The organism is Maribacter sp. IgM3_T14_3 (genome assembly GCF_049603095.1).
Lineage (GTDB): Bacteria > Bacteroidota > Bacteroidia > Flavobacteriales > Flavobacteriaceae > Maribacter.
Genome location: NZ_CP187138.1, coordinates 3,441,032 through 3,461,127 on the forward strand (window position 1 = coordinate 3,441,032; position 20,096 = coordinate 3,461,127).

The 20,096-nt window shown below is 34.6% G+C and carries 23 protein-coding genes; 14 read left to right on the forward strand and 9 right to left on the reverse strand.

Annotated elements, in window-relative coordinates:
- Positions 1 to 8 precede the first annotated feature (8 nt).
- The gene (gene purU, locus ACPF9A_RS15395; RefSeq protein ID WP_423998351.1) at positions 9 to 860 is read right to left on the reverse strand and encodes a formyltetrahydrofolate deformylase; all 852 of its coding nucleotides are present in this window, start codon (positions 858 to 860) and stop codon (positions 9 to 11) included.
- A gap of 85 nt (positions 861 to 945) precedes the next feature.
- Positions 946 to 1,275, reverse strand: coding sequence for a hypothetical protein (locus tag ACPF9A_RS15400; RefSeq protein WP_243835295.1), 330 nt, complete (start codon positions 1,273 to 1,275; stop codon positions 946 to 948).
- Between the two features lie 177 nt (positions 1,276 to 1,452).
- Between ACPF9A_RS15400 and ACPF9A_RS15405 the strand changes: the two genes are divergently transcribed.
- Both ACPF9A_RS15405 and ACPF9A_RS15410 read left to right on the forward strand, forming a co-directional pair.
- Positions 1,453 to 1,902 carry an Lrp/AsnC family transcriptional regulator gene (locus ACPF9A_RS15405; RefSeq protein WP_423998354.1) on the forward strand — a complete coding sequence of 150 codons (450 nt, stop codon included), beginning with the start codon at positions 1,453 to 1,455 and terminating at the stop codon, positions 1,900 to 1,902.
- A gap of 128 nt (positions 1,903 to 2,030) precedes the next feature.
- Positions 2,031 to 3,446 carry an alpha/beta hydrolase gene (locus tag ACPF9A_RS15410; protein ID WP_423998356.1) on the forward strand — a complete coding sequence of 472 codons (1,416 nt, stop codon included), beginning with the start codon at positions 2,031 to 2,033 and terminating at the stop codon, positions 3,444 to 3,446.
- On the opposite strand, the gene ACPF9A_RS15415 is transcribed toward ACPF9A_RS15410, so the two are convergent.
- Positions 3,433 to 4,176 carry a DJ-1/PfpI family protein gene (locus ACPF9A_RS15415; protein WP_423998357.1) on the reverse strand — a complete coding sequence of 248 codons (744 nt, stop codon included), beginning with the start codon at positions 4,174 to 4,176 and terminating at the stop codon, positions 3,433 to 3,435. The genes ACPF9A_RS15410 and ACPF9A_RS15415 overlap by 14 nt on opposite strands.
- A 90-nt stretch (positions 4,177 to 4,266) precedes the next feature.
- On the opposite strand from ACPF9A_RS15415, the gene ACPF9A_RS15420 reads away from it, so the two are divergent.
- Entirely contained in the window at positions 4,267 to 4,911 is a 645-nt protein-coding gene (locus ACPF9A_RS15420) for a DUF1684 domain-containing protein (protein WP_423998358.1), read from the forward strand.
- A gap of 83 nt (positions 4,912 to 4,994) precedes the next feature.
- Here ACPF9A_RS15420 and ACPF9A_RS15425 read toward each other — a convergent pair whose 3' ends face one another.
- From ACPF9A_RS15425 to ACPF9A_RS15445, 5 genes are all read right to left on the reverse strand, one after another.
- Positions 4,995 to 6,041: an outer membrane beta-barrel protein gene (locus ACPF9A_RS15425; protein WP_423998359.1), complete on the reverse strand. Its 1,047-nt coding sequence runs from the start codon at positions 6,039 to 6,041 to the stop codon at positions 4,995 to 4,997.
- Between the two features lie 95 nt (positions 6,042 to 6,136).
- Positions 6,137 to 7,375 (reverse strand): ammonium transporter, encoded by a 1,239-nt coding sequence (locus ACPF9A_RS15430; protein WP_423998360.1) that lies wholly within the window; start codon positions 7,373 to 7,375, stop codon positions 6,137 to 6,139.
- 33 nt (positions 7,376 to 7,408) lie between these two features.
- Complete coding sequence (locus ACPF9A_RS15435; RefSeq protein WP_423998361.1) at positions 7,409 to 7,747, reverse strand: P-II family nitrogen regulator; 339 nt, start codon at positions 7,745 to 7,747, stop codon at positions 7,409 to 7,411.
- A 291-nt stretch (positions 7,748 to 8,038) separates the two neighbouring features.
- A complete protein-coding gene (crcB, locus tag ACPF9A_RS15440) occupies positions 8,039 to 8,410 on the reverse strand; it encodes a fluoride efflux transporter CrcB (RefSeq protein ID WP_423998362.1) in 372 nt (123 codons plus the stop codon).
- A gap of 18 nt (positions 8,411 to 8,428) precedes the next feature.
- The gene (locus ACPF9A_RS15445) at positions 8,429 to 8,608 is read right to left on the reverse strand and encodes a hypothetical protein (protein WP_133672411.1); all 180 of its coding nucleotides are present in this window, start codon (positions 8,606 to 8,608) and stop codon (positions 8,429 to 8,431) included.
- A gap of 351 nt (positions 8,609 to 8,959) precedes the next feature.
- Between ACPF9A_RS15445 and ACPF9A_RS15450 the strand changes: the two genes are divergently transcribed.
- A complete protein-coding gene (locus tag ACPF9A_RS15450) occupies positions 8,960 to 9,346 on the forward strand; it encodes a hypothetical protein (protein ID WP_423998364.1) in 387 nt (128 codons plus the stop codon).
- 27 nt (positions 9,347 to 9,373) lie between these two features.
- On the opposite strand, the gene ACPF9A_RS15455 is transcribed toward ACPF9A_RS15450, so the two are convergent.
- The gene (locus tag ACPF9A_RS15455) at positions 9,374 to 10,444 is read right to left on the reverse strand and encodes a branched-chain amino acid aminotransferase (protein WP_423998365.1); all 1,071 of its coding nucleotides are present in this window, start codon (positions 10,442 to 10,444) and stop codon (positions 9,374 to 9,376) included.
- Between the two features lie 108 nt (positions 10,445 to 10,552).
- Between ACPF9A_RS15455 and ACPF9A_RS15460 the strand changes: the two genes are divergently transcribed.
- From ACPF9A_RS15460 to ACPF9A_RS15505, 10 genes are all read left to right on the forward strand, one after another.
- Positions 10,553 to 11,032, forward strand: a complete 480-nt coding sequence (locus tag ACPF9A_RS15460; RefSeq protein WP_423998367.1) for a DUF4920 domain-containing protein — start codon at positions 10,553 to 10,555, stop codon at positions 11,030 to 11,032.
- A gap of 1 nt (position 11,033) precedes the next feature.
- Positions 11,034 to 11,696 carry a tRNA (5-methylaminomethyl-2-thiouridine)(34)-methyltransferase MnmD gene (gene mnmD / locus ACPF9A_RS15465; RefSeq protein ID WP_423998369.1) on the forward strand — a complete coding sequence of 221 codons (663 nt, stop codon included), beginning with the start codon at positions 11,034 to 11,036 and terminating at the stop codon, positions 11,694 to 11,696.
- A gap of 113 nt (positions 11,697 to 11,809) precedes the next feature.
- Positions 11,810 to 12,772: a TIGR01777 family oxidoreductase gene (locus tag ACPF9A_RS15470; RefSeq protein ID WP_423998371.1), complete on the forward strand. Its 963-nt coding sequence runs from the start codon at positions 11,810 to 11,812 to the stop codon at positions 12,770 to 12,772.
- Between the two features lie 146 nt (positions 12,773 to 12,918).
- Complete coding sequence (locus ACPF9A_RS15475) at positions 12,919 to 13,476, forward strand: nucleotide exchange factor GrpE (RefSeq protein ID WP_423998373.1); 558 nt, start codon at positions 12,919 to 12,921, stop codon at positions 13,474 to 13,476.
- 9 nt (positions 13,477 to 13,485) lie between these two features.
- On the forward strand, positions 13,486 to 14,607 hold the full coding sequence (dnaJ, locus tag ACPF9A_RS15480) for a molecular chaperone DnaJ (protein WP_423998375.1): 1,122 nt from the start codon (positions 13,486 to 13,488) through the stop codon (positions 14,605 to 14,607).
- A gap of 236 nt (positions 14,608 to 14,843) precedes the next feature.
- Complete coding sequence (locus ACPF9A_RS15485; RefSeq protein ID WP_423998376.1) at positions 14,844 to 15,782, forward strand: ABC transporter ATP-binding protein; 939 nt, start codon at positions 14,844 to 14,846, stop codon at positions 15,780 to 15,782.
- The gene (locus ACPF9A_RS15490; protein ID WP_423998377.1) at positions 15,775 to 17,121 is read left to right on the forward strand and encodes an ABC transporter permease; all 1,347 of its coding nucleotides are present in this window, start codon (positions 15,775 to 15,777) and stop codon (positions 17,119 to 17,121) included. The genes ACPF9A_RS15485 and ACPF9A_RS15490 overlap by 8 nt, the downstream gene beginning before the upstream one ends.
- Entirely contained in the window at positions 17,118 to 18,053 is a 936-nt protein-coding gene (locus tag ACPF9A_RS15495) for a mechanosensitive ion channel family protein (protein WP_423998378.1), read from the forward strand. Before ACPF9A_RS15490 ends, ACPF9A_RS15495 begins: the two co-directional genes overlap by 4 nt.
- Positions 18,040 to 18,921: a DUF6268 family outer membrane beta-barrel protein gene (locus ACPF9A_RS15500; protein WP_423998379.1), complete on the forward strand. Its 882-nt coding sequence runs from the start codon at positions 18,040 to 18,042 to the stop codon at positions 18,919 to 18,921. Before ACPF9A_RS15495 ends, ACPF9A_RS15500 begins: the two co-directional genes overlap by 14 nt.
- A gap of 9 nt (positions 18,922 to 18,930) precedes the next feature.
- Positions 18,931 to 20,094 (forward strand): sigma-54-dependent transcriptional regulator, encoded by a 1,164-nt coding sequence (locus tag ACPF9A_RS15505; RefSeq protein ID WP_423998380.1) that lies wholly within the window; start codon positions 18,931 to 18,933, stop codon positions 20,092 to 20,094.
- Positions 20,095 to 20,096: the final 2 nt, after the last annotated feature.

The following is a 20,096-nucleotide window of genomic DNA, read 5'->3' on the forward strand; positions in this document are numbered from 1 at the left end:
TACTTTACTTACGAGAATATCACTGTTTTATTGTTGTACACCATCGTTTTGCGCGCAATATGAAGCTTTACTCCTCTTGAAAGCACTATTTTTTCTAAATCCCTTCCTTTGGTAATAAAATCTTCAATGGAGTGGGAGTGGGTTACGGTGGTTACATCTTGCTCAATAATAGGACCCGCATCTAATTCTTCGGTAACATAGTGGCTCGTAGCACCAATAATTTTTACGCCTCTTTTAAAAGCCGCGTGATATGGTTTTGCTCCAGCGAACGCAGGTAAGAACGAATGGTGAATATTTATAATCTTATTTGGAAACCTGTTGATAAGCGTACCACTTACTATTTGCATATATCTAGCCAATACTATAAAATCGACTTCATATTTTTCTAGTAGGGCTAGTTGCTCTTTTTCTGCTTTAGTTCTATTTTCTTTTGAAAACGGAATGTGAAAAAAAGGAATTTCAAACTGGTCTGCTATGTATTTTAAATCGTTGTGGTTGCTTAGAATAAAAGGTATTTCTACCGCGAGTTCCCCAGAACGGTATCTGCTTAGTAAATCGTACAAGCAATGGTTATACTTAGATACAAATATTGCCATTTTAGGTAACTTATCGTCAGTGTGTAAGCTCCATTCCATTTGGTAAGTGGTAGCTAACTCATTTTCAAATAAAGTTTTAAAATGATCTAAGTCGGCAAAATCGTCTTCAAATTCGACCACGGTACGCATGAAAAATACGTTTGCCGGTTTGTCTACATGTTGGTCAAGGTAGACGATGTTCCCTTTATTTTTATGAATAAAACCAGTGACGGTGCTTATAATGCCAGCTTGATCTGGGCAATTGACTAGAATAGTTGTTTTCAATGCAAAAATAATTATAGCCTCAAAAATAGACCATAATTTTTAAAATTGTACTTGTTACCAGTAAATAAGGGTGATAATAAGGCGATTATAAGTGGTCAGATTTCCAAGCTTTATATGATTTTCTAAAACTCTTTATCTCTTTTCTAAGCAAATTAATGTACTCAGTTTCTTTTACACCATGCTTCTCTAATCCCATACAATAAGAATTTATGTTTCTTATGATAATATTGATGTATGAAATTGTTTCTAAACGTTCATTACTACATTGAGAATATTCTACTTGAGCGATTTTTTGGGGTATTAATATTGAATCGGTCAAGATAGAATTAGCCATAATATCTCTTAGACTTTTGGATTCGCAAAGTCGCATTAAATCTTTATTGAAAGATACGTACGAAGCAATCTCTCTGCTCATTGTGCAGAGTTCCAATGCTTTCCTATAAATAGGCAAATGTCTAAGACTTCTATATGCCATTTGTGGGGTGTTGTTAAGGCTACATAAAATTACGTTAGTTATTTGAAAATTTTCTATTGATTATAAATGTAATTTGTATTTTTACCATTGATAATAAATATTTAAACGAAAATACTTTTGAATCCAAAGATAGACGAGCTTAACTGGAAAATACTGAAACAGTTGCAAAATAATGCAAGAGAATCTTTTGCAAACATTGGTCGTACCGTAGGGCTTACGGCGCCCGCGGTGGCCGAACGAGTAAAGAAAATGGAAGACCTTGGTATTATACTCGGTTATAAGGCTAAAGTATCTCATGCGCTTACGGGGCACCAGTTAAAAGCGATTATTACTTTAAGGGCATTTATGGGTAAATTGAAACCCTTTTTAGCGGTTGTACCAAACTTGCAAGAAGTCATCAATTGCTATAGAATTACGGGTAATGAGAATATTGTAATGGAGGTGGTTCTAAAAGATCAGTTTCATTTAGAAAGGTTTATAGATCAGCTCATTCAATACGGAGAAACTAGAACGCATATAGTTTTATCGCAGGTAATTTCTAATGCGCCAATGCATAAAATAAAATAGCTGTTTTGTATCATAGTTTTGATTAGCTTTAAATGATGGATTTAAATGTTGATTTTAATCAGATACATTTATTTTACAAAAGACATTTTCTAGAAAATTGTTTTGGCTAGATTTTTGATGGAAATTATATGATGAAAAAAATACTACTACTTGCCCTGATATTAAATTCTACCTTTTTTTATGCTCAAGAATTGAGACTGTTAAGGGGTGCCATTACAGAAAATTTAATAGTGAACGATAGTGTAAATGAAACATATTCACTTTATTTACCAACTTCTTTTAGTGTAGACAGAGCTTGGCCCGTAGCTTTCGTTATGGATTTGGAAGGTAAGGGTAAAGCAGCGGTTTCTATGTTGATGAATGCTGCAGAGCAAGAAGGCTATGTACTGGCCAGTTCTAATAATATTAGCGATTCGCTTTCAATTTCTCAAAATGTTCTTATTGCAAATAGAATGTTCAATTCTGTCTTTAATACTGTGCCAACGGCAAAAAATCGAATGTATACAGTCGGCTTCGGCGGTGGGGCTATGTTTGCTTCAATAGTACCAGCCTTTATTAATGAAGTTAAGGGCGTTATTTCTATTGGTGCTGCAATTGGTAGTTTTGAAGTTTTAAATCCTAAACAGCCATTTCAGTTTGTTGGTGTGGTGAATAGATCAGACTTTAATTTTTTATCAATGTATGAGGCTAAGTTTGAACTTAATAAATTGAAATTCCCGAACCAATTAATAGTTTTTGATGGTGATAGAAATCTGCCGGAAATTGAAACGGTTTCTAAAGCATTTAGAATGTTGACATTGACCAGTATGGCGAAAGGTTATTTAGCGCAGAATGATAGTTTAATTAAGGCGTCTTATAATGATTTTTTTGTTGATGCGAATGCGAATGTTACAAACCAGAAACCTCTTTTGGCTACGTATCAAATGTCTGATATGGAAAAGATTTTCTATCCATTTATGAAGCTGGACTCTTTAAAGGAATCTCAGAAAATACTACGACGTAGCCCTATTTTCAAACAAGCAAATAGAAGTCAAAACAGCTATTTTTTAAAGGAATCGTTTACAAAAGATGATTATAGTTATTATCTAGAAGAAGATATTATTTCTTACAACTATGCTAATTTAGGCTGGTGGAATTATCAAATGCAAGAATTGAACAAACTTGATAAAAGTTCCATTTTGTTCGAAAAACAAATGTCTAGTAGGCTGCGAGGGTATATCAATGCTTTAATTTCTGATAATATCGATTATGTAGCTGCTGATAAAGAACCAGATTTAGAGGCCCTGAATTTGTTGTATATGATTAAAACTATTACAGCCCCTAATGAATATACAAGTTATTTGAAAGTAATATCTACTAGCTCAAAAATGGAAGATTATGGTACTGCGTTGTTTTATTTAGAAGAACTATTGAAAAATGGGTATATAGATACGCAAACTTTATATTCTATAGAGCACACAGCATTATTTAGAATTATGCCTGAGTTTAACGAGGTGGTCGAAAAGTACCTGAAAGGTGCTAGATATGATGTTATTGAACAGTAAGGTGTGGTACTTTTTCTAATTCCCAATCAATAACCAGCCCTTTAGCTAGAGATTTGGCAATCTCTTTTCCGTATAAAACTTCACATAAGTATAGTGCAGCTTCAAAGCTTTTTGCACCGCCTGCAGAGGTTAAGTATTTTCCGTCGTGTACGAATAGTACATTATCTTTTATATTAAGATCAGGAAACATCTTTCTGTAATTTTCTACATCACTGGGGAAAGTTGTAGAGGCAACCGAATCTAAAATTCCCGTTTTCGCTAAAGGAAAAGCTCCATCACAATGGCTAGTCATATACAACGCATTCTTGTCGACCTTTTTGATGAAATCTAACATGGCAATGTCTTTTAAATCGCTATTCATCGAATGCTCTGCGCTGGGCACTACCAATATGTCTATTTTAGGTAAATCGTCTTTCGTGTAATTATAATCTGGTAGTATGCGCACCCCTTCAAAGGTGGTTATAGGCTCTAAGGTGTTTGCAACGGTAAACGTATTCATAGCCTTTATACCCTCTCTATATTTAGTATGCTGAAAAATATCGAAAGGTGCAGTAAATTCAGTATTGAAAGTACCATCCATAATAAGAAATGCAACGTTGTAGCTTTCAGGATTTAACTCTGGCATTATTCTAATATCTTCAGTGATGATCTCTTTTTCAACGGTAGTTTTTTTCTCTTGACAGCTTATTAAAATTATAAGAAATAGCGGTAAAATATAGGTGAATTTCATATTAAAAAAGTATAAGGTTCTAAAGTACGATTATATGTAAAAAAAACTTACAATGAATAAATTGTATTTTTGAAGTGTAAAGTTAGAGATATGAGATTATGTATTGCTGTTTTGGTTTTAGGTATGTTGATTTCGTGCGGACAAGAAAAGAAATATCATGATGTTAAGAATGATGTGGCATCTACCGTAACTTCAGATAAATTAGCAGATATTTTATTGTTTCAAAAAGAATTGAATGCGGAGTTTAAAGACCCAGAAACTTCCCCATTGGCGGATCGTTTTCGTATAAATTTTGAAACTTTAGATTTCTTTGAGGCAGATACAAATTACGTAGTTGTTGCAGAGTTTATTAGAACTCCGGGAGCACTTCCTTTTTCAATGCCAACCACTACAGATAGAGAATCAACAGAGGTGCTTTATGGTATTGCGAAATTTACATTAAACGGTAAGGCGCATCAATTAGAAATATACCAGACTCCCGAATTAATTACCCAAGAAAAATATAAAGATTATTTGTTTTTACCTTTTACCGATGCTACTAATGACCAAGAGACCTATGGTGGTGGGCGGTATTTAGATTTAAGAATACCAGAAGGGAATACTATTGTTTTAGATTTCAATAAAGCATACAACCCATACTGTGCTTATAACAAGAAATTCAGTTGCCCATTGGTGCCTTCGGTAAATAATTTAAAAACTGCAGTGAAAGCCGGGGTAAAGGCTTTTGAACATTAGGTTGTGAAACTAAAAAACCTCGGCAGGTATTGCCGAGGTTTAAAACTTAAACTATAAAATCAACCATTAATTTTATCAACTACTTAGAAAGAGTAGATAGCTGCTACTGCAAAAGTAGATAGACTATTAGTTGTGCCGATACCATCACTTTCTATAAATGGCTCAGCGTCGTTACCAAAACTATCTAATCTAAATTCCGGCTTAATAATTAAATTATCTTTTGTAAAACTTCCTGTAAGAGTTAATCCAAGTACAGGAACGTCATCATCAAGTAAATCATCAGTAAATGCAATATACTCTCCTCTTAAACCAATAGCAAAACTCTCTGAAGTTGTTAATTGTGGGTAAATTGCTGCTCCATAAAAACCAGTTCCAGTTTCTGAGTTGTCATTGTAAGCTGCATTGATGCCAAAGAAGAAATCTTCAGAAATATCAAATCCACCCGTATAATCTATTTCAAATCCTAGACCACCGCTAGTACCATTATCGTAGTATAAATTAAGGTACTGTCCTGAAACACCTAATTGTGCACCATAAGCGTATTCACCTGTAGTACTGGTGTCATTAACATCCCAAGGATTTGAAACCGATAACATTAAGCTAACATCATCTGATAAAGCGATATCAGCTTTAACACCTAAGTGAGAAAAAGGTCCATTTGAAAATAAATAAGAAACACTGTAGTTAAAATTGGCAGCAGGTGCTATTACCTCGTAACCTAAAAATGTATTCCAACGACCAGCTGTAAGTGTAACTTTGTCAGAGACATTCCAATAAGCATAAGCTTGATTAATAACACCATTTAAAACGTCGTTCTCAAAAGTAGCCTCTGTTCCTCTAGGTCCAAAAACTAAATCGACAACAACCCCAGTATTCTCCATTTCATAGCTACCTACAATGTTGGCCATACCTAATGCAAAACCAGTTTGATTAGCAAAAGATGTTCCTGTTGCTGTTGTTGCAGCACCACCATCTTTAAAAGCTGTTCTCCAGTAAGCATCAATTGATCCACTCAAGGTGAATTTTTTCTCTTCTTCCTCTTCTTGAGCTACTACACCAGCAGCTGCAAAAAGCATAAGACCTGTTGCGAAAATATTTTTTACGTACTTTGTATTAATAATCGTTTTCATAAGCTTTAAATTTTATCCTCTCAGGGATGAATTAATTTGAGTTATTATTGATAAGGTTATGTAACGGAGCGTTCTGCAAAACGCTCCGTATTTTTTTAGTGTTGATTCATTCTAAAATCAGCATAAGCATCCATACCGTGCTCATGAAGATCTAAGCCTTCAACTTCTTCTTCTTTAGAAACTCTAAGTCCCATTGTTGCTTTAAGTACACCTAAGATGATACCAGAAGAGACAACACAGAACCCACCTACGATTAATACACCGTATAGTTGCGTCATAAATTGTGCTCCACTAGCCATGCTTCCGAAAATACCTACTGCTAATGTTCCCCAGATACCACAGATCAAGTGAACTGCTACCGCACCTACAGGATCATCTAATTTAATTTTATCTACTAATGCTACACCACCAACGATGATGATACCTGCGAGGAAACCGATTACTACAGCTTCATTAGGTGACATTAAATCTGCACCTGCAGTGATACCAACTAATCCACCTAGAATACCATTTAAGAACATGGTTAAATCTAAATTTTTATATAATATAGTTGATGTAATCATTGCGCCAAAACCACCAGCTGCTGCTGCTAAACTTGTAGTAACCAATACTAGAGAAGTTAATTCTGGATCTGCAGATAATACTGATCCACCGTTAAAACCGAACCAACCTAACCATAGTATTAATACACCGGCAGTTGCCATTGGTATACTATGACCTGGTATTGCATTTGGCTTACCGTCTTTACCGAATTTTCCAATTCTAGAACCTAATAAGAAGATTGCTACTAAAGCAGCCCATCCACCTACTGAGTGTACTAATGTTGAACCTGCGAAATCATAGAATCCCATTGAATCTAAGAATCCACCACCCCATTTCCAAGCGCCTACAATTGGGTATACTAAACCTACGTAGATAACCGTGAATATCATGAATGCACCAATTTTCATACGTTCTGCCACTGCACCAGATACAATTGTAGCTGCTGTTGCTGCGAACATTCCTTGAAAAAGAAAATCTGTCCACCATGTATAACCTCCGTCTGCGTATTCTGCAGTCATTCCGCCTTCTGGGGCAGCAATACCGAAGCCTGCAAATTTTAAGATGCCCATGTCACCTTCTTCGAAACCAGGGTACATTAAATTGAAACCCCATGCGTAATAAAGTAATAGACCACCTGTAATAATAAAGATGTTCTTAAATAATATGTTTATTGTGTTCTTTTGTCTGGTTAAGCCAATTTCTAAAAAGGCAAATCCTGTATGCATGAAGAATACCAATGCGGTGGCCAACATCATCCATATATTATTAGCTGTAAATAATCCTGCGTCCATTTCGTTTAGTTTTTAGTTATTTAGTTTTAGGGTTTAGTTGATACCTGCTAAGCCGTCTTCTTTGGTTCTTATTCTATATGCTTCAAGTACTTCAGAAACAAATATTTTACCGTCACCTACATTACCGGAGTATGCAGCTGAAAGAATAGCGTTAACTGTTTTTTCAAGAAAGTCGTCTGATACTACTATAGTTAAGTACCTACGTTGAATGTCGGTAGTGCTATAAGAGATACCGCGATAAACGTGGCCTTCTTTTTCATTACCTACTCCTGTTACATCCCAGTAGCTGAAGAAGTTGACCTCTATATTGTGCAACGCCTCTTTGACATCGTCAAACTTTGATTTTCTGATAATTGCCTCGATTTTTTTCATTTGAATACGTTTTTGATATTGCCAAATATATGTTAAAAAAATTCAGACCCTAAAATTAATAGGGTCTGAATACTAATTTTTATCAGTATGATAATATATACCCCTAAAAAATTAGGGTATTGTTATTTTAAGATGATAATACTGAAGATATTAAGAAGAGCTAAAGACGATTTAGGCTACATCATAGAATAATCGTCAGGAAAATGAGTGATTATCTAACGATTGTTTAATAAAATAGCAAATACTTAAAAAAATGAATAAAAATAAAATAGTGGATGGTGAATGTTAAATCTATAACATTTTGCAAATCCATAGCCCTAGTGATATAGCTAGTATGCCAATCGCTACACTAAAACCCATATATAGGGATGCTTGGAGTAATGAAGATTCTTTGAGTAATATGTTACTTTCTAATGCATATGTTGAGAAAGTAGTGAAGCCCCCGCAGAAACCAGTGGCCAATAATAATGTTTGATTTTCTGAAATGTAATTGTTCTTAAGAGAGAGACCAATTAGTATACCTATGAATAAGCAGCCAATAATATTGACTAGAAAAGTACCTAAGTAGAAATTTGAATAATAGGCGTTGAGGTTTTTAGATATGTAATACCTTAATATGCTACCAAAACCACCACCTAAAAAAACCAGTAAAAATTGTTTCATACCTTATAAAGGTAAAAACTAAACTGCTTTCTTGTAGCTTGTAGTAAGTAAATCTAACGGATAGATTACAGAAGTTGGTTGTTTAGCCGATTTTTGAGATGGTGTTTTCGCTTTTTGCGAAACACTAATTAAGCTAACGGCAACTAACGCAATGTTAATACCTACTAATACTAAGAAAATTGTAAGAAATGTCATCATAATATATTACACCTTATAGATGAATAACGCAAAATTACGGTATTTGGTATATTAAACGCTGATATTCACTGTTTTGTTGTGAAAATGTTAATTTTTGTAGTGTAGGAAAAAAATTAACTATTCTTTTAGGATATACTTCATAATTAATAACAGTATTATGAATAGTGCAAAGAAAATGCCAATCCACTTAACGCCTTTAAAATTCTTTTGGTGTAATTTGAAGTCCTTTTTATAAGTAAAGACAATAATTATGGCGAAAACCACTGCAAAAGCGATTGCAAAAATGATTTGTCCGGTGCTAAACATATTTCATATTTTTATGCAAAGCTAACGGAAAACAGTATAATAAAGATGAAAAACAAAATCAAAGCAGTAGCAGAGTTTCATAATTCATTTGGTCTAGGGGTATCAGAGAATATGATAGCAGATTTAGGGGAGGCAAAAAATATGTTGCGTTTCAATTTAATGGATGAAGAGAATAAAGAATATTTAGAAGCGGCACAGAATAATGACTTAGTTGAGGTTGCCGATGCTCTAGGTGATATGCTTTACATTTTATGCGGTACTATTTTAGAGCATGGTATGCAGTATAAGATTGAAGAGGTATTCAAAGAAATACAAAGAAGTAATATGAGTAAACTTGGTGAAGATGGTAAACCTATTTACCGTGAAGATGGTAAGGTGTTAAAAGGGCCTAATTACTCTAAGCCAAATATTGGTGTTATATTAGATAAATAAAAAAAAGGGGCGTTACGCCCCTTTTTTTTATGCCTTTACTTTAACTCTCCAGCCATATTTGTCTTCAGACTTATTGTATTGTATGTCTGTTATGGTCTTTTTAAGTAATAGACCATAGCTATTTTCTAACTCTGGTAAATCATAATCGGTATCTCTAAAACCAAAACCTGCAATTGGTGATATTACTGCTGCTGTACCTGCACCGAACATTTCTTTTAAAGATCCGTCTTTAGCTGCATCAACAACTTCTTTTACGGTAATTTTTCTAACTTCTGTTTTAATGCCTAAATCTTTGGCAATTTCTAAAATACTTTTTCTGGTAATACCATCAAGAATTCGATCACTAGTTGGCCCTGTTAATAAGGTATCGTTAATTCTAACGAAAATATTCATGGCACCTGCCTCTTCTATAAATTCGTGGTTGGTATCATCTGTCCAGATTACTTGGTTGTACCCTTTAGCTACAGCTAATTGTGTTGGGTAAAACTGACCGGCATAGTTACCACCTGCTTTGGCATAACCAACCCCGCCATTGGCAGATCTAGAATATTTTTCTTCTATAAGTACTTTTACTTTTCCAGAAAAATATGCTCCAGATGGTGCAAACGCGATAATGAATTTATATTCGTCGGCCGGCGATGCATGAAATCCATTACCTGATGCGAACATAAATGGTCTTATATACAATGAGCTACCATCTTGTGTTGGTATAAAATCTTTTTCAAGATTTAGAAGTGCAATTAGACCTTCCATGAAATAATCTTCAGGAATTTGTGGAATACACATTCTCTCGGCAGAAATATTAAAACGCTTATGGTTTTCTAACGGTCTAAATAAAAAGACATCATTATTTTTATCCTTATAGGCTTTCATACCTTCAAAAATAGATTGCCCGTAATGAAAAATCTTTGACGAGGGGTCAAGCGTAATTGGTTGGTAAGGTGTAATCTTTGGTGTTTCCCATGCACCATTTTTATAGGTACAGACTAACATATGGTCAGTAAATACTGATCCGAAAGCAAGATTGTCAAAATCTATTTGATCAATTTTTGAAGTTTTAACCTTTTCTACTATGATATCTTTAGTTGAAATACTCATGAAATACGTAACTTTAGTTGATTAAAATTAAACAAATATCCATACTAGCACTTCTTTTTTAGTTTTAAATTGATGAGTTTTGTAGGGAAATCAACATTTTTAGGATTTATGAAAGGATTTAACATTTTATTTGTGTTTTTATTTGGCGTTTTTTCGTGTTTAGCACAACAGGAAGCTAAAAATGGATCGGCAGAATTCTATGGCGATGAGTTTAAAATTACTTCTTTAAGTAGTAAAGATGATGTAATGAAGCAATTTGCATCAATGCCAGTTTCAGATTCTTTAAATCTTCAATTTAAAACAAAGGTGAAAGAGGTTTGTAAAGTAAAAGGATGTTGGATGATTGTTGAGCTACCACAAGGCGAACAGGCTATGGTTCGTTTTAAAGATTACGGATTTTTTATGCCTGCAGATATTCTAGAGAAAGAAGTTGTTTTAAACGGATTGGCATTTGTTGAAGAAATGAGTATTGATGATCAAAAGCATTATGCAAAAGATGGTGGTAAGACAAAAGATGAGATAGCAAAAATTACAGCTCCAAGAAGAACCTATAGTTTTGAAGCATCAGGAGTATTAGTCCCAAATTAATTTGAAAAGAGAAATTATTACTACAGGCGATGGTTCTAAAACCATCCAGATTATGGACTGGCAAGAGCAGTATCACTCTAAACACGGTGCTATTCAAGAAGCTTATCATGTATTTATTAAATCAGGTTTAAATCTATTCAAAGGCCAAGAACTTCATATTCTTGAAATTGGTTTTGGTACCGGTCTTAATGCATTTATTACGTTAATTGAATTTGAAAAGCGCAATCTGCAAATTAAATATACCGGTGTAGAGGCATATCCTGTTTCAAACGAAGAGCTCGAACAGCTTAATTATTTAGAAGAATTAAAATCACTTTCTAGAAAAGAAGATTTTGATTTTATGCATTCATCACCATGGAATAAAGTGGTTGAAATTAGTCCGAATTTCAGTTTACTTAAAGAACAAAAGTTTTTCAAAGAGATTGATGCGGTCGCCGAATATGACCTTATTTATTTTGATGCTTTTGGTGCCCGCGTACAACCAGAATTATGGACGGTCGAAATCTTTCAAATCATGTTCAATGCCATGAAAAATGGCGGGTATTTGGTTACTTATGCAGCTAAAGGTAGTGTTAGGCGAGCTATGTTAGAAGTTGGCTTTCTGGTAGAGCGGCTTCCTGGCCCACCAGGTAAGCGCGAAATGCTGAGAGCAAAAAAACAATAATATTTTTCTTGTTCGTATAACTTTAACGCGCTGCACATCAATAGGTTCGGCGACAATGTTAAATCGGAATTAAATTGTGCGTCAAGAATATTCAAAATTGATACCTTTATTCCATGAAAGTATTGATTACAGGTGCGACGGGTTTAGTTGGTAGCGAGTTAGTCTCTCAATGTCATGAAAAAGGTTATTCAGTTAACTACTTAACTACGCGTAAAAATAAGATTGTCTCTGAAGATAATTATCAAGGTTATTTCTGGAACCCCAAGTCGGGCGAAATAGATTCTAAGTGTTTAGATGGAGTTTCTGTTATTATTAATTTGGCAGGTTCTAGCATTTCTAAACGTTGGACGACTAGTTATAAAAAAGAAATTATAAATAGTAGGGTCAACACCTTAGAACTACTTAAGAATACACTTTTAGCGAATGAAAATCATACGGTAAAATCACTAATATCTGCATCTGCGATAGGTATTTATCCAGATTCTGTAAGTAATTTTTATACGGAAGAAGAAGCTGCTATTGATGATAGTTTTTTAGGTGAGGTAGTTGCTGTCTGGGAGAAAAAAATTAATGAATTTAAACCCTTAGGGTTAAAGGTTGCCAAAGTTCGTATTGGTTTGGTGATGTCAAAAGACGGCGGTGCATTGCCAGAAATGGCAAAACCCGTTAAATATTATGTAGGTGCAGCTTTTGGTTCTGGTCAACAATGGCAATCTTGGATACATATTACAGACCTGGCAGCCATATTTCTTCATATTGCTAAATATGAATTGAAAGGTACATATAATGGAGTCGCTCCAAACCCCGTTACTAATGCAAAGCTGGTCAAAGAAATTGCGAAAGCATTAGATATGCCGCTAATTTTACCGAATGTTCCCAAATTTGTAATGTATACCGTACTTGGTAAAATGGCATACATTTTATTCGCAAGTCAGCGTGTAAGCAGTAAAAAAATTGAAGAAGAAGGGTTTATTTTTAAATACGCCAATATCTGTCAGGCACTAGGGGCTATTTATGATACTAATGCTGAATGTGCGCCCTCTAAAGGTAACGTGACAAAACAATACGTGTCTTAAAAGTTAATCTTTTATTCAGATGAAATGAAATCCGCTTTTGGCGGATTTTTTTTTAATCTTTTGCGACATTGTGACATTTTGACATTTTTAAAGAATTGGCAGTACTTTTGCCTGCTTTTAATCAGCGATTTAAATTACAATAAATTATGAGTGATAAAGAAAACACTTTGGATGATGAATTCTTGGAAGATGCGCTATTAGATGGCGAAGGTCAAGAACAAAAGCTAGAGAATGAAGAGGAAGAGGAAGAAAAGTCGGTAGAAGAAACGCTTAGCGACGAACTAGCAAAAGAAAAAGATAAGTTTTTAAGACTATTTGCAGAATTTGAGAATTATAAAAGACGTACTTCTAAAGAGCGTATGGATTTATTTAAGACTGCTGGGCAAGAAGTAATTGTTTCGTTGTTACCAGTTTTAGATGATTTTGATAGAGCTATGAAAGAATTGGCAAAGTCAGATGATAAAGATGCTTTTACCGGTATTGAACTGATTAATGTTAAGCTTAGAGAGACCCTTAAAAATAAAGGTCTAGAGATGGTAGAGGCTAATGCCGGCGATGTTTTCGATGCAGAAATACATGAAGCAATAACTCAAATACCAGCACCTGACAAAAAGATGAAAGGTAAAATTATCGACGTTATTGAAAAAGGTTTCAAGTTGGGCGATCGTATTATTAGGCATCCAAAAGTAGTAGTAGGAAATTAAAAAATTGGAATGAAGGAAGATTATTATGAAGTATTAGGCATCAGTAAGAGTGCAACTGCTGCAGAAATAAAGAAAGCATACCGTAAAAAGGCGTTGCAATATCACCCAGATAAAAATCCGGGCGATAGTTCTGCCGAAGAGAAATTCAAAAAATCTGCAGAAGCTTATGAAATATTAAGTGATGCCGATAAGAAAGCTCGTTACGATCAGTTCGGTCATTCTGCCTTTGAAGGCGGCGGTGGCGGCGGTTTTGGCGGTGGCGGTATGAATATGGATGATATCTTCAGCCAATTTGGTGATATTTTCGGCGGCGGCTTCGGCGGCGGGGGCTTTGGTGGCTTCGGCGGTGGCGGTGGTCAACGAAGAGTGAAAGGGAGTAATCTTCGTATTAGAGTATCATTGACGCTAGAGGAGATTGCAAATGGTGTCGAGAAAAAAGTTAAGGTAAAACGAAAAGTCCAGGCTGAAGGGGTTACCTATAAAACATGCTCTACTTGTAATGGTAGAGGTCAGGTTACCAAAATTCAGAATACTATATTAGGTAGAATGCAAACAGCTGCTGTTTGTAGTACTTGTGGTGGTAGTGGTCAAATTTTAGATGGTAAACCTGGCGATGCAGATGCACAAGGTCTAAAGGTTGTCGAAGAAACGGTTTCTATCAATATACCGGCAGGTGTAGAAGAAGGTATGCAGTTAAAAGTACCTAATAAAGGTAATGATGCTCCAGGAAACGGAGTGCCAGGAGATTTATTGGTTGCCATAGAAACTCAAGAACATAGCACACTTAAAAGGGAAGGTGATAATTTACATTATGATCTTTATGTAAGTATTTCAGAAGCCGTTTTAGGTACTTCGAAAGAAATTGATGCAGTAGGTGGCAAAGTTCGTATTAAGTTAGAAGCGGGTATTCAATCTGGTAAAATACTTAGACTTAGGGGTAAAGGTATTACTAGTTTAAATGGTTATGGTGCCGGTGATATATTGGTGCATGTAAATGTTTGGACACCTAAAGAATTAAATAAAGAGCAGAAAGAGTTTTTTGAAAAAATGCAGGGCAATGATAATTTTGAGCCTAAACCAGAGAAATCTGATAAGTCATTTTTTGAAAAAGTTAAAGATATGTTCTCATAGATCAAAATATTTTGTTTTTAAATAAAAAACGTATATTTGAGATAATATTGGGCAACCAATATTAATTTTCTTTTTCATAGCAATTTTTTTCCCATCCTTGATTTATCAAGGGTGGGTTTTGCTTTTTAGGTCAAAAATGACTTCTCTTCCCATTGATTTAAAATGTTGTTTTATAAAGGAATCATAAAGAGCATAGCTAGTCGAAACATTTCAATATCTTTGAATAAATTGAGTACATGAGTCACATTTTGGTCGCTAAAGATGTCACCAAACAGTTTGGGAGCCATACCGCATTAAAAAACGTTTCCCTCGAAATTCCTAAGAATAGTATTTATGGTTTACTGGGTCCGAATGGGGCTGGTAAAACCACGTTAATACGTATAATAAATCAAATTACATATCCTGATCAGGGGTCCGTTTATTTTGACGGCGAACTATTGAAATCTGAACATATTGCACAGATTGGTTATTTGCCCGAAGAACGTGGCTTGTATAAAAGCATGAAGGTGGGTGAGCAGGCACTTTATCTTGCTCAGCTAAAAGGTTTGTCTAAAGATGAAGCAAAAAAACGCCTAAAGTATTGGTTCGAAAGATTGGAAATTGGCGATTGGTGGAACAAAAAAATACAGGAACTTTCTAAAGGTATGGCGCAAAAAATACAGTTTGTGGTTACCGTACTGCACGAGCCAAAACTATTGATTTTTGACGAACCGTTCAGTGGTTTTGATCCTATTAACGCCAATATTATAAAAGAGCAGATCTTAAGCTTAAAAGAAAAAGGTACCTCTATAATTTTTTCTACCCATAGAATGGAATCTGTTGAAGAATTATGCGAGTATATCGCCTTGATTCATAAGTCGGAAAAAATATTGGACGGCAGACTATCAGATATTAAGAAAGCCTATAAGAACAATATTTTTAAAATTGGTTTAGAGACCGATAATCAAGAAGTACTTGTGCGAGAAATGCAAGATAAGTTTGATGTGCTTACCCAAGAGTATAATAGCATTGAAAAACAATTGAACCTAACCGTTCAGTTACCTTCTAACCAGTCTAGCGAAATTTTATCTTTCTTAGGTACTAGAGCCAATGTAAATGGTTTTGTAGAGACAATACCTTCTGCAAATGACATTTTTATTAAGACCATCCAAAATAAAAATCTGGACAATGAATAAGTTACCTCTAATTATAAAACGGGAATATATCGCGAAGGTTAGAAATAAGTCTTTTGTCGTTATGACATTTTTGAGTCCTTTTTTAATGGTTGGTATGATTTTGTTGATCGCATATTTAACCCAGTTAAATGATAATGACAAAAAGGTCATAGGTGTATTAAACGATAGTGGCTATTTTGCAAATGAATTTGTAACATCAGAAGCTACGTCCTATATAAATTTCAGAGATATTTCATTGGCTGCTGCTAAAGATTCTACCCTTAGTTTAGGCTTTTACGGACTTATTTATTTACCAGACGAACCTGATTTAGAGCAAGTTGCTCAACGTGCATTCTTTTATAGTAAAGATGCACCAAGTGCTACAATTCTAGACAAATTAGAAAATTCGATTACCGGCAGGTTACGGCAAGAAAGACTGCGTGAAATGGGGTTGTCGCCAAAAGAATATGCTGAAATGGATCGCAGTTACAATATTAATATTGAAACATTCGATGGTAATCAAAATATAAAGGGTATTAATGAAATCAAAGCGATAATCGGTGGCGCTTTTGGGTATTTAATTATGATGTTCATTATAATATATGGCGGTTTTGTAATGCGAAGTGTTATTGAAGAAAAAACGAGTAGAATTATCGAAGTGATTATATCTTCTGTAAAACCATTTCATTTAATGATGGGTAAAATTATAGGTACCTCTTTGGCAGGTATTACCCAATTTGCAATTTGGATCGTCTCTGGCGCTATTTTGCTATTTATCGGTCTGGCTATTTTCGATATTGACCCTGCTAGTTTAACCAAAGGTGGCGGTATGGCACCGGGCATGGCTAATGGTGCAAATGTAGATGTTGATGCCCTTACTCAAAATATTCAATTATACGCTCAAGAAATTTTTGATTTGCCCATTTTTGCGATGCTGTTTTTTTTCATTGTCTATTTCGTTTTGGGTTATTTGATTTATAGCTCTATTTACGCTGCTATTGGTGCTGCAGTGGATAATGAAACCGATACGCAACAATTTATTTTTCCCGTAATTCTACCATTAATGCTTGCGATTTATGTGGGGTTCTTTTCTGTATTCAGCAATCCGAACGGACCTATAGCTGTTGCATTTTCCCTTTTTCCTTTGACATCACCTATAGTAATGTTAATGCGTTTGCCCTGGGGTATTGGTGAAGGTGGCGTACCGGTTTGGCAATTGATTACATCAATTCTAATATTAATAGGTACTTTTATTGGTATTGTTTGGGTGGCCGCAAAAATATACCGCGTAGGTATTTTAATGTATGGTAAAAAACCAAGCTATAAAGAATTGTATAAGTGGCTTAAATATTCGTCATGATCCAAGAAAGTACAGAGAAAATAAAAGAAATAATAGAAGATGATATTTGGGGGTCTATAAAGAAATTTTTAGACCTAGGTTATCATTTCGGCGAAGGTGATAAGTCTATAAATATAACCATAGGGCTACTATTATTACTTACTGTGGCTTTTTTATTGACTAGTACTATTCTACAGGGAATACGTCGGTTTTTTACAAGAAAAATGGAAGCCGATGATAAACTCAAGTTTATCAGCATTTTTAAGTTTATTAAATATCTGGTATATGTTATAGTCATACTTTTTACAATGAGTGCGGCTGGTATAAATATTACCATTCTTATTACTGCATCGGCAGCATTATTCGTCGGACTTGGGTTGGCTTTACAAGAAATTTTTCAAGATATCATTGGTGGTATTTTCATTATTGTAGATAAGTCATTAAGGGTTGGTGATATTATAGAAATAGATAATAAGGTAGGTAAGGTGTTTGAAATTAAATTACGTACCACAAGAGCTATTACCAGAGACGATAAAGTGATAATAATACCAAATCATAAATTCATTAGTGATATCGTTTATAATTATACCCAGAATCATAAAACGACAAGAGAATTAGTACGTGTGGGTGTGGCTTATGGTAGCGATATTGAATTGGTGACTAACTTGCTTTTAGAAGTTGTTAAATCGCAAAGAAATATTTTAAAGAGTCCGAAACCATTTGTCATTTTTGAAGATTTTGGAGACTCGGCTTTAATTTTTGCAGTGAACTTTTATATTACAGATAGTTTTACTGATCCACGTGTAAAAAGTGAAGTGCGTTATAAAATCGATGCCGCTTTTAGAAAAAATAATATTTCGATACCATTTCCTCAAAGAGATATTCACCTGTTTCAACAGGGTCCCTTTAAGCATAGTAATGTTTCAAATGCAGAGAATAATGATAAAGCATAGCAGACTATTTCTGTATATCGGCTTGTTGATTTTTTCTATGAATTCAATGGTAGCGCAAACTCCAGATGTTTTTAGGTTAGAATATATGCTAATGCCAGAAAATAGTGGCGATGTTGAAACCTCACGAATAAAATTGGTTTTGAACGTACCTATTGCGGTTCGCGATAAAAAAGATTTTTTGGTGTTGGGTGCAGAGTATAATAGATATAACTTCGAAGTACCAGATGATTTATTCCCAAATTCAGGAGATTTAAATAAGTTTCATGTACTAGATTTAAACTTGGCATACATGTATAAGTTGAGTGAAACTTGGCGATTAATAGGTGTTGTAACGCCAAGATGGTCTTCGAATTTTGTACAAGAATTACAGAAAGAAGATTTTAATATGAACTATACCGCTGGGGCATATAAAAATATAAAAGATGTAGACAAACCCTATATGTTGGTTTTAGGTATTTCATATAATGGTACTTCGCCAATAGATGTTCCTTTGCCGTTTGTGTATTTCGAGAAACGATTTCATCCTAACTGGTCTTACACGTTAGGGGTTCCAAAATCAGGTATGAAGTACTTTACTAAAAAAGGACATTTCTTTCAGACCGAAATATTTTTAGATGGGTATTATGTAAATATTCAAAACGATATTTTGTTGCCGGGTAATAATTTATCTACCGATGTTTCTTCTACGGCATTATTATTGACATTAGGGTATCAGTATAAGATAACTAAAGATATGTCCGTTTACTTTATAGGTGGTCGGTCTATTTATCAAAATAGTGCATTACGTAATGAAGATAGAGATGACATTTTTACATTGAACGATGCATCGGGTCTTTATTTTAGAACAGGAATAAGAATAGGAATTTAAAAAGCAGTTATGTCAAAAATATTAGTAATAGAAGATGAAGCGGCCATTAGAAGGGTATTGGTCAAAATTTTATCCGAAGAAAACGATTCATACTCTGTAGAGGAGGCTGAAGACGGATTAAAAGGTATTGAAACTATTAAAAATAACGACTATGATTTGGTGCTCTGCGATATAAAAATGCCTAAGATGGATGGCGTAGAGGTACTTGAAGCTGCAAGAAAGATTAAACCTGAAATTCCGTTTATAATGATATCTGGACACGGGGATTTAGATACTGCGGTAAATACAATGAGGTTAGGCGCCTTCGATTATATCTCAAAACCGCCAGATTTAAATAGACTGCTTACTACTGTTAGAAATGCTTTAGATAGAAAAGTTCTTGTTGTAGAGAATAAAAACTTGAAGAAAAAAGTAAGTAAGAATTACGAAATGATCGGCGATAGTAGCGAAATAGGTACTATCAAAGAAATGATAGAGAAAGTTGCGCCAACAGATGCTCGTGTTCTAATTACAGGATCTAATGGTACGGGTAAAGAACTTGTAGCACATTGGTTACATGAAAAAAGCGCTAGAAGTTCAGGTTCATTTATTGAAGTGAACTGTGCTGCTATACCATCAGAATTAATAGAAAGTGAGTTGTTCGGGCATGTAAAAGGGGCATTTACATCGGCAGTAAAAGATAGAGCTGGTAAATTTGAAACTGCTAATAAAGGCACGATTTTCTTAGATGAAATTGGTGATATGAGTCTTTCTGCCCAAGCAAAAGTACTTAGAGCGCTTCAAGAAAGTAAAATATCGCGTGTAGGTTCAGATAAAGATATTAAAGTCGATGTGCGTGTAATCGCAGCTACCAATAAAGATTTAAAAAAGGAAATTGAAGAAGGTAATTTTAGAGAGGATTTATACCACAGGTTGGCAGTTATTCTTATACAAGTACCCAGTCTTAATGATAGACGCGATGATATTCCGTTATTAATAGAACATTTTTCAAATAAAATTACAGAAGAGCAAGGTATGGCTGCCAAAACTTTTTCTGATACGGCAATTAAATTGTTGAAAGCCTATGATTGGACAGGTAATATTCGTGAACTTCGAAATGTTGTAGAACGTTTAATTATACTTGGCGGTCAAGTGGTTTCAGAAGATGATGTAAAATTGTTTGCCAGCAAGTAGTC

What these genes read in the sequence shown, in the direction of transcription:
- ACPF9A_RS15400 (WP_243835295.1), bottom strand. Translation starts at nt 1,275, where the DNA reads ATGAGCAGAGAGATTGCTTCGTACGTATCTTTCAATAAAGATTTAATG.
- ACPF9A_RS15410 (WP_423998356.1), top strand. Translation starts at nt 2,031, where the DNA reads ATGATGAAAAAAATACTACTACTTGCCCTGATATTAAATTCTACCTTT.
- ACPF9A_RS15415 (WP_423998357.1), bottom strand. Translation starts at nt 4,176, where the DNA reads ATGAAATTCACCTATATTTTACCGCTATTTCTTATAATTTTAATAAGC.
- ACPF9A_RS15420 (WP_423998358.1), top strand. Translation starts at nt 4,267, where the DNA reads ATGAGATTATGTATTGCTGTTTTGGTTTTAGGTATGTTGATTTCGTGC.
- ACPF9A_RS15425 (WP_423998359.1), bottom strand. Translation starts at nt 6,041, where the DNA reads ATGAAAACGATTATTAATACAAAGTACGTAAAAAATATTTTCGCAACA.
- ACPF9A_RS15430 (WP_423998360.1), bottom strand. Translation starts at nt 7,375, where the DNA reads ATGGACGCAGGATTATTTACAGCTAATAATATATGGATGATGTTGGCC.
- ACPF9A_RS15435 (WP_423998361.1), bottom strand. Translation starts at nt 7,747, where the DNA reads ATGAAAAAAATCGAGGCAATTATCAGAAAATCAAAGTTTGACGATGTC.
- crcB (WP_423998362.1), bottom strand. Translation starts at nt 8,410, where the DNA reads ATGAAACAATTTTTACTGGTTTTTTTAGGTGGTGGTTTTGGTAGCATA.
- ACPF9A_RS15445 (WP_133672411.1), bottom strand. Translation starts at nt 8,608, where the DNA reads ATGATGACATTTCTTACAATTTTCTTAGTATTAGTAGGTATTAACATT.
- ACPF9A_RS15450 (WP_423998364.1), top strand. Translation starts at nt 8,960, where the DNA reads ATGAAAAACAAAATCAAAGCAGTAGCAGAGTTTCATAATTCATTTGGT.
- ACPF9A_RS15455 (WP_423998365.1), bottom strand. Translation starts at nt 10,444, where the DNA reads ATGAGTATTTCAACTAAAGATATCATAGTAGAAAAGGTTAAAACTTCA.
- ACPF9A_RS15460 (WP_423998367.1), top strand. Translation starts at nt 10,553, where the DNA reads ATGAAAGGATTTAACATTTTATTTGTGTTTTTATTTGGCGTTTTTTCG.
- ACPF9A_RS15470 (WP_423998371.1), top strand. Translation starts at nt 11,810, where the DNA reads ATGAAAGTATTGATTACAGGTGCGACGGGTTTAGTTGGTAGCGAGTTA.
- ACPF9A_RS15475 (WP_423998373.1), top strand. Translation starts at nt 12,919, where the DNA reads ATGAGTGATAAAGAAAACACTTTGGATGATGAATTCTTGGAAGATGCG.
- dnaJ (WP_423998375.1), top strand. Translation starts at nt 13,486, where the DNA reads ATGAAGGAAGATTATTATGAAGTATTAGGCATCAGTAAGAGTGCAACT.
- ACPF9A_RS15485 (WP_423998376.1), top strand. Translation starts at nt 14,844, where the DNA reads ATGAGTCACATTTTGGTCGCTAAAGATGTCACCAAACAGTTTGGGAGC.
- ACPF9A_RS15490 (WP_423998377.1), top strand. Translation starts at nt 15,775, where the DNA reads ATGAATAAGTTACCTCTAATTATAAAACGGGAATATATCGCGAAGGTT.
- ACPF9A_RS15495 (WP_423998378.1), top strand. Translation starts at nt 17,118, where the DNA reads ATGATCCAAGAAAGTACAGAGAAAATAAAAGAAATAATAGAAGATGAT.
- ACPF9A_RS15500 (WP_423998379.1), top strand. Translation starts at nt 18,040, where the DNA reads ATGATAAAGCATAGCAGACTATTTCTGTATATCGGCTTGTTGATTTTT.
- ACPF9A_RS15505 (WP_423998380.1), top strand. Translation starts at nt 18,931, where the DNA reads ATGTCAAAAATATTAGTAATAGAAGATGAAGCGGCCATTAGAAGGGTA.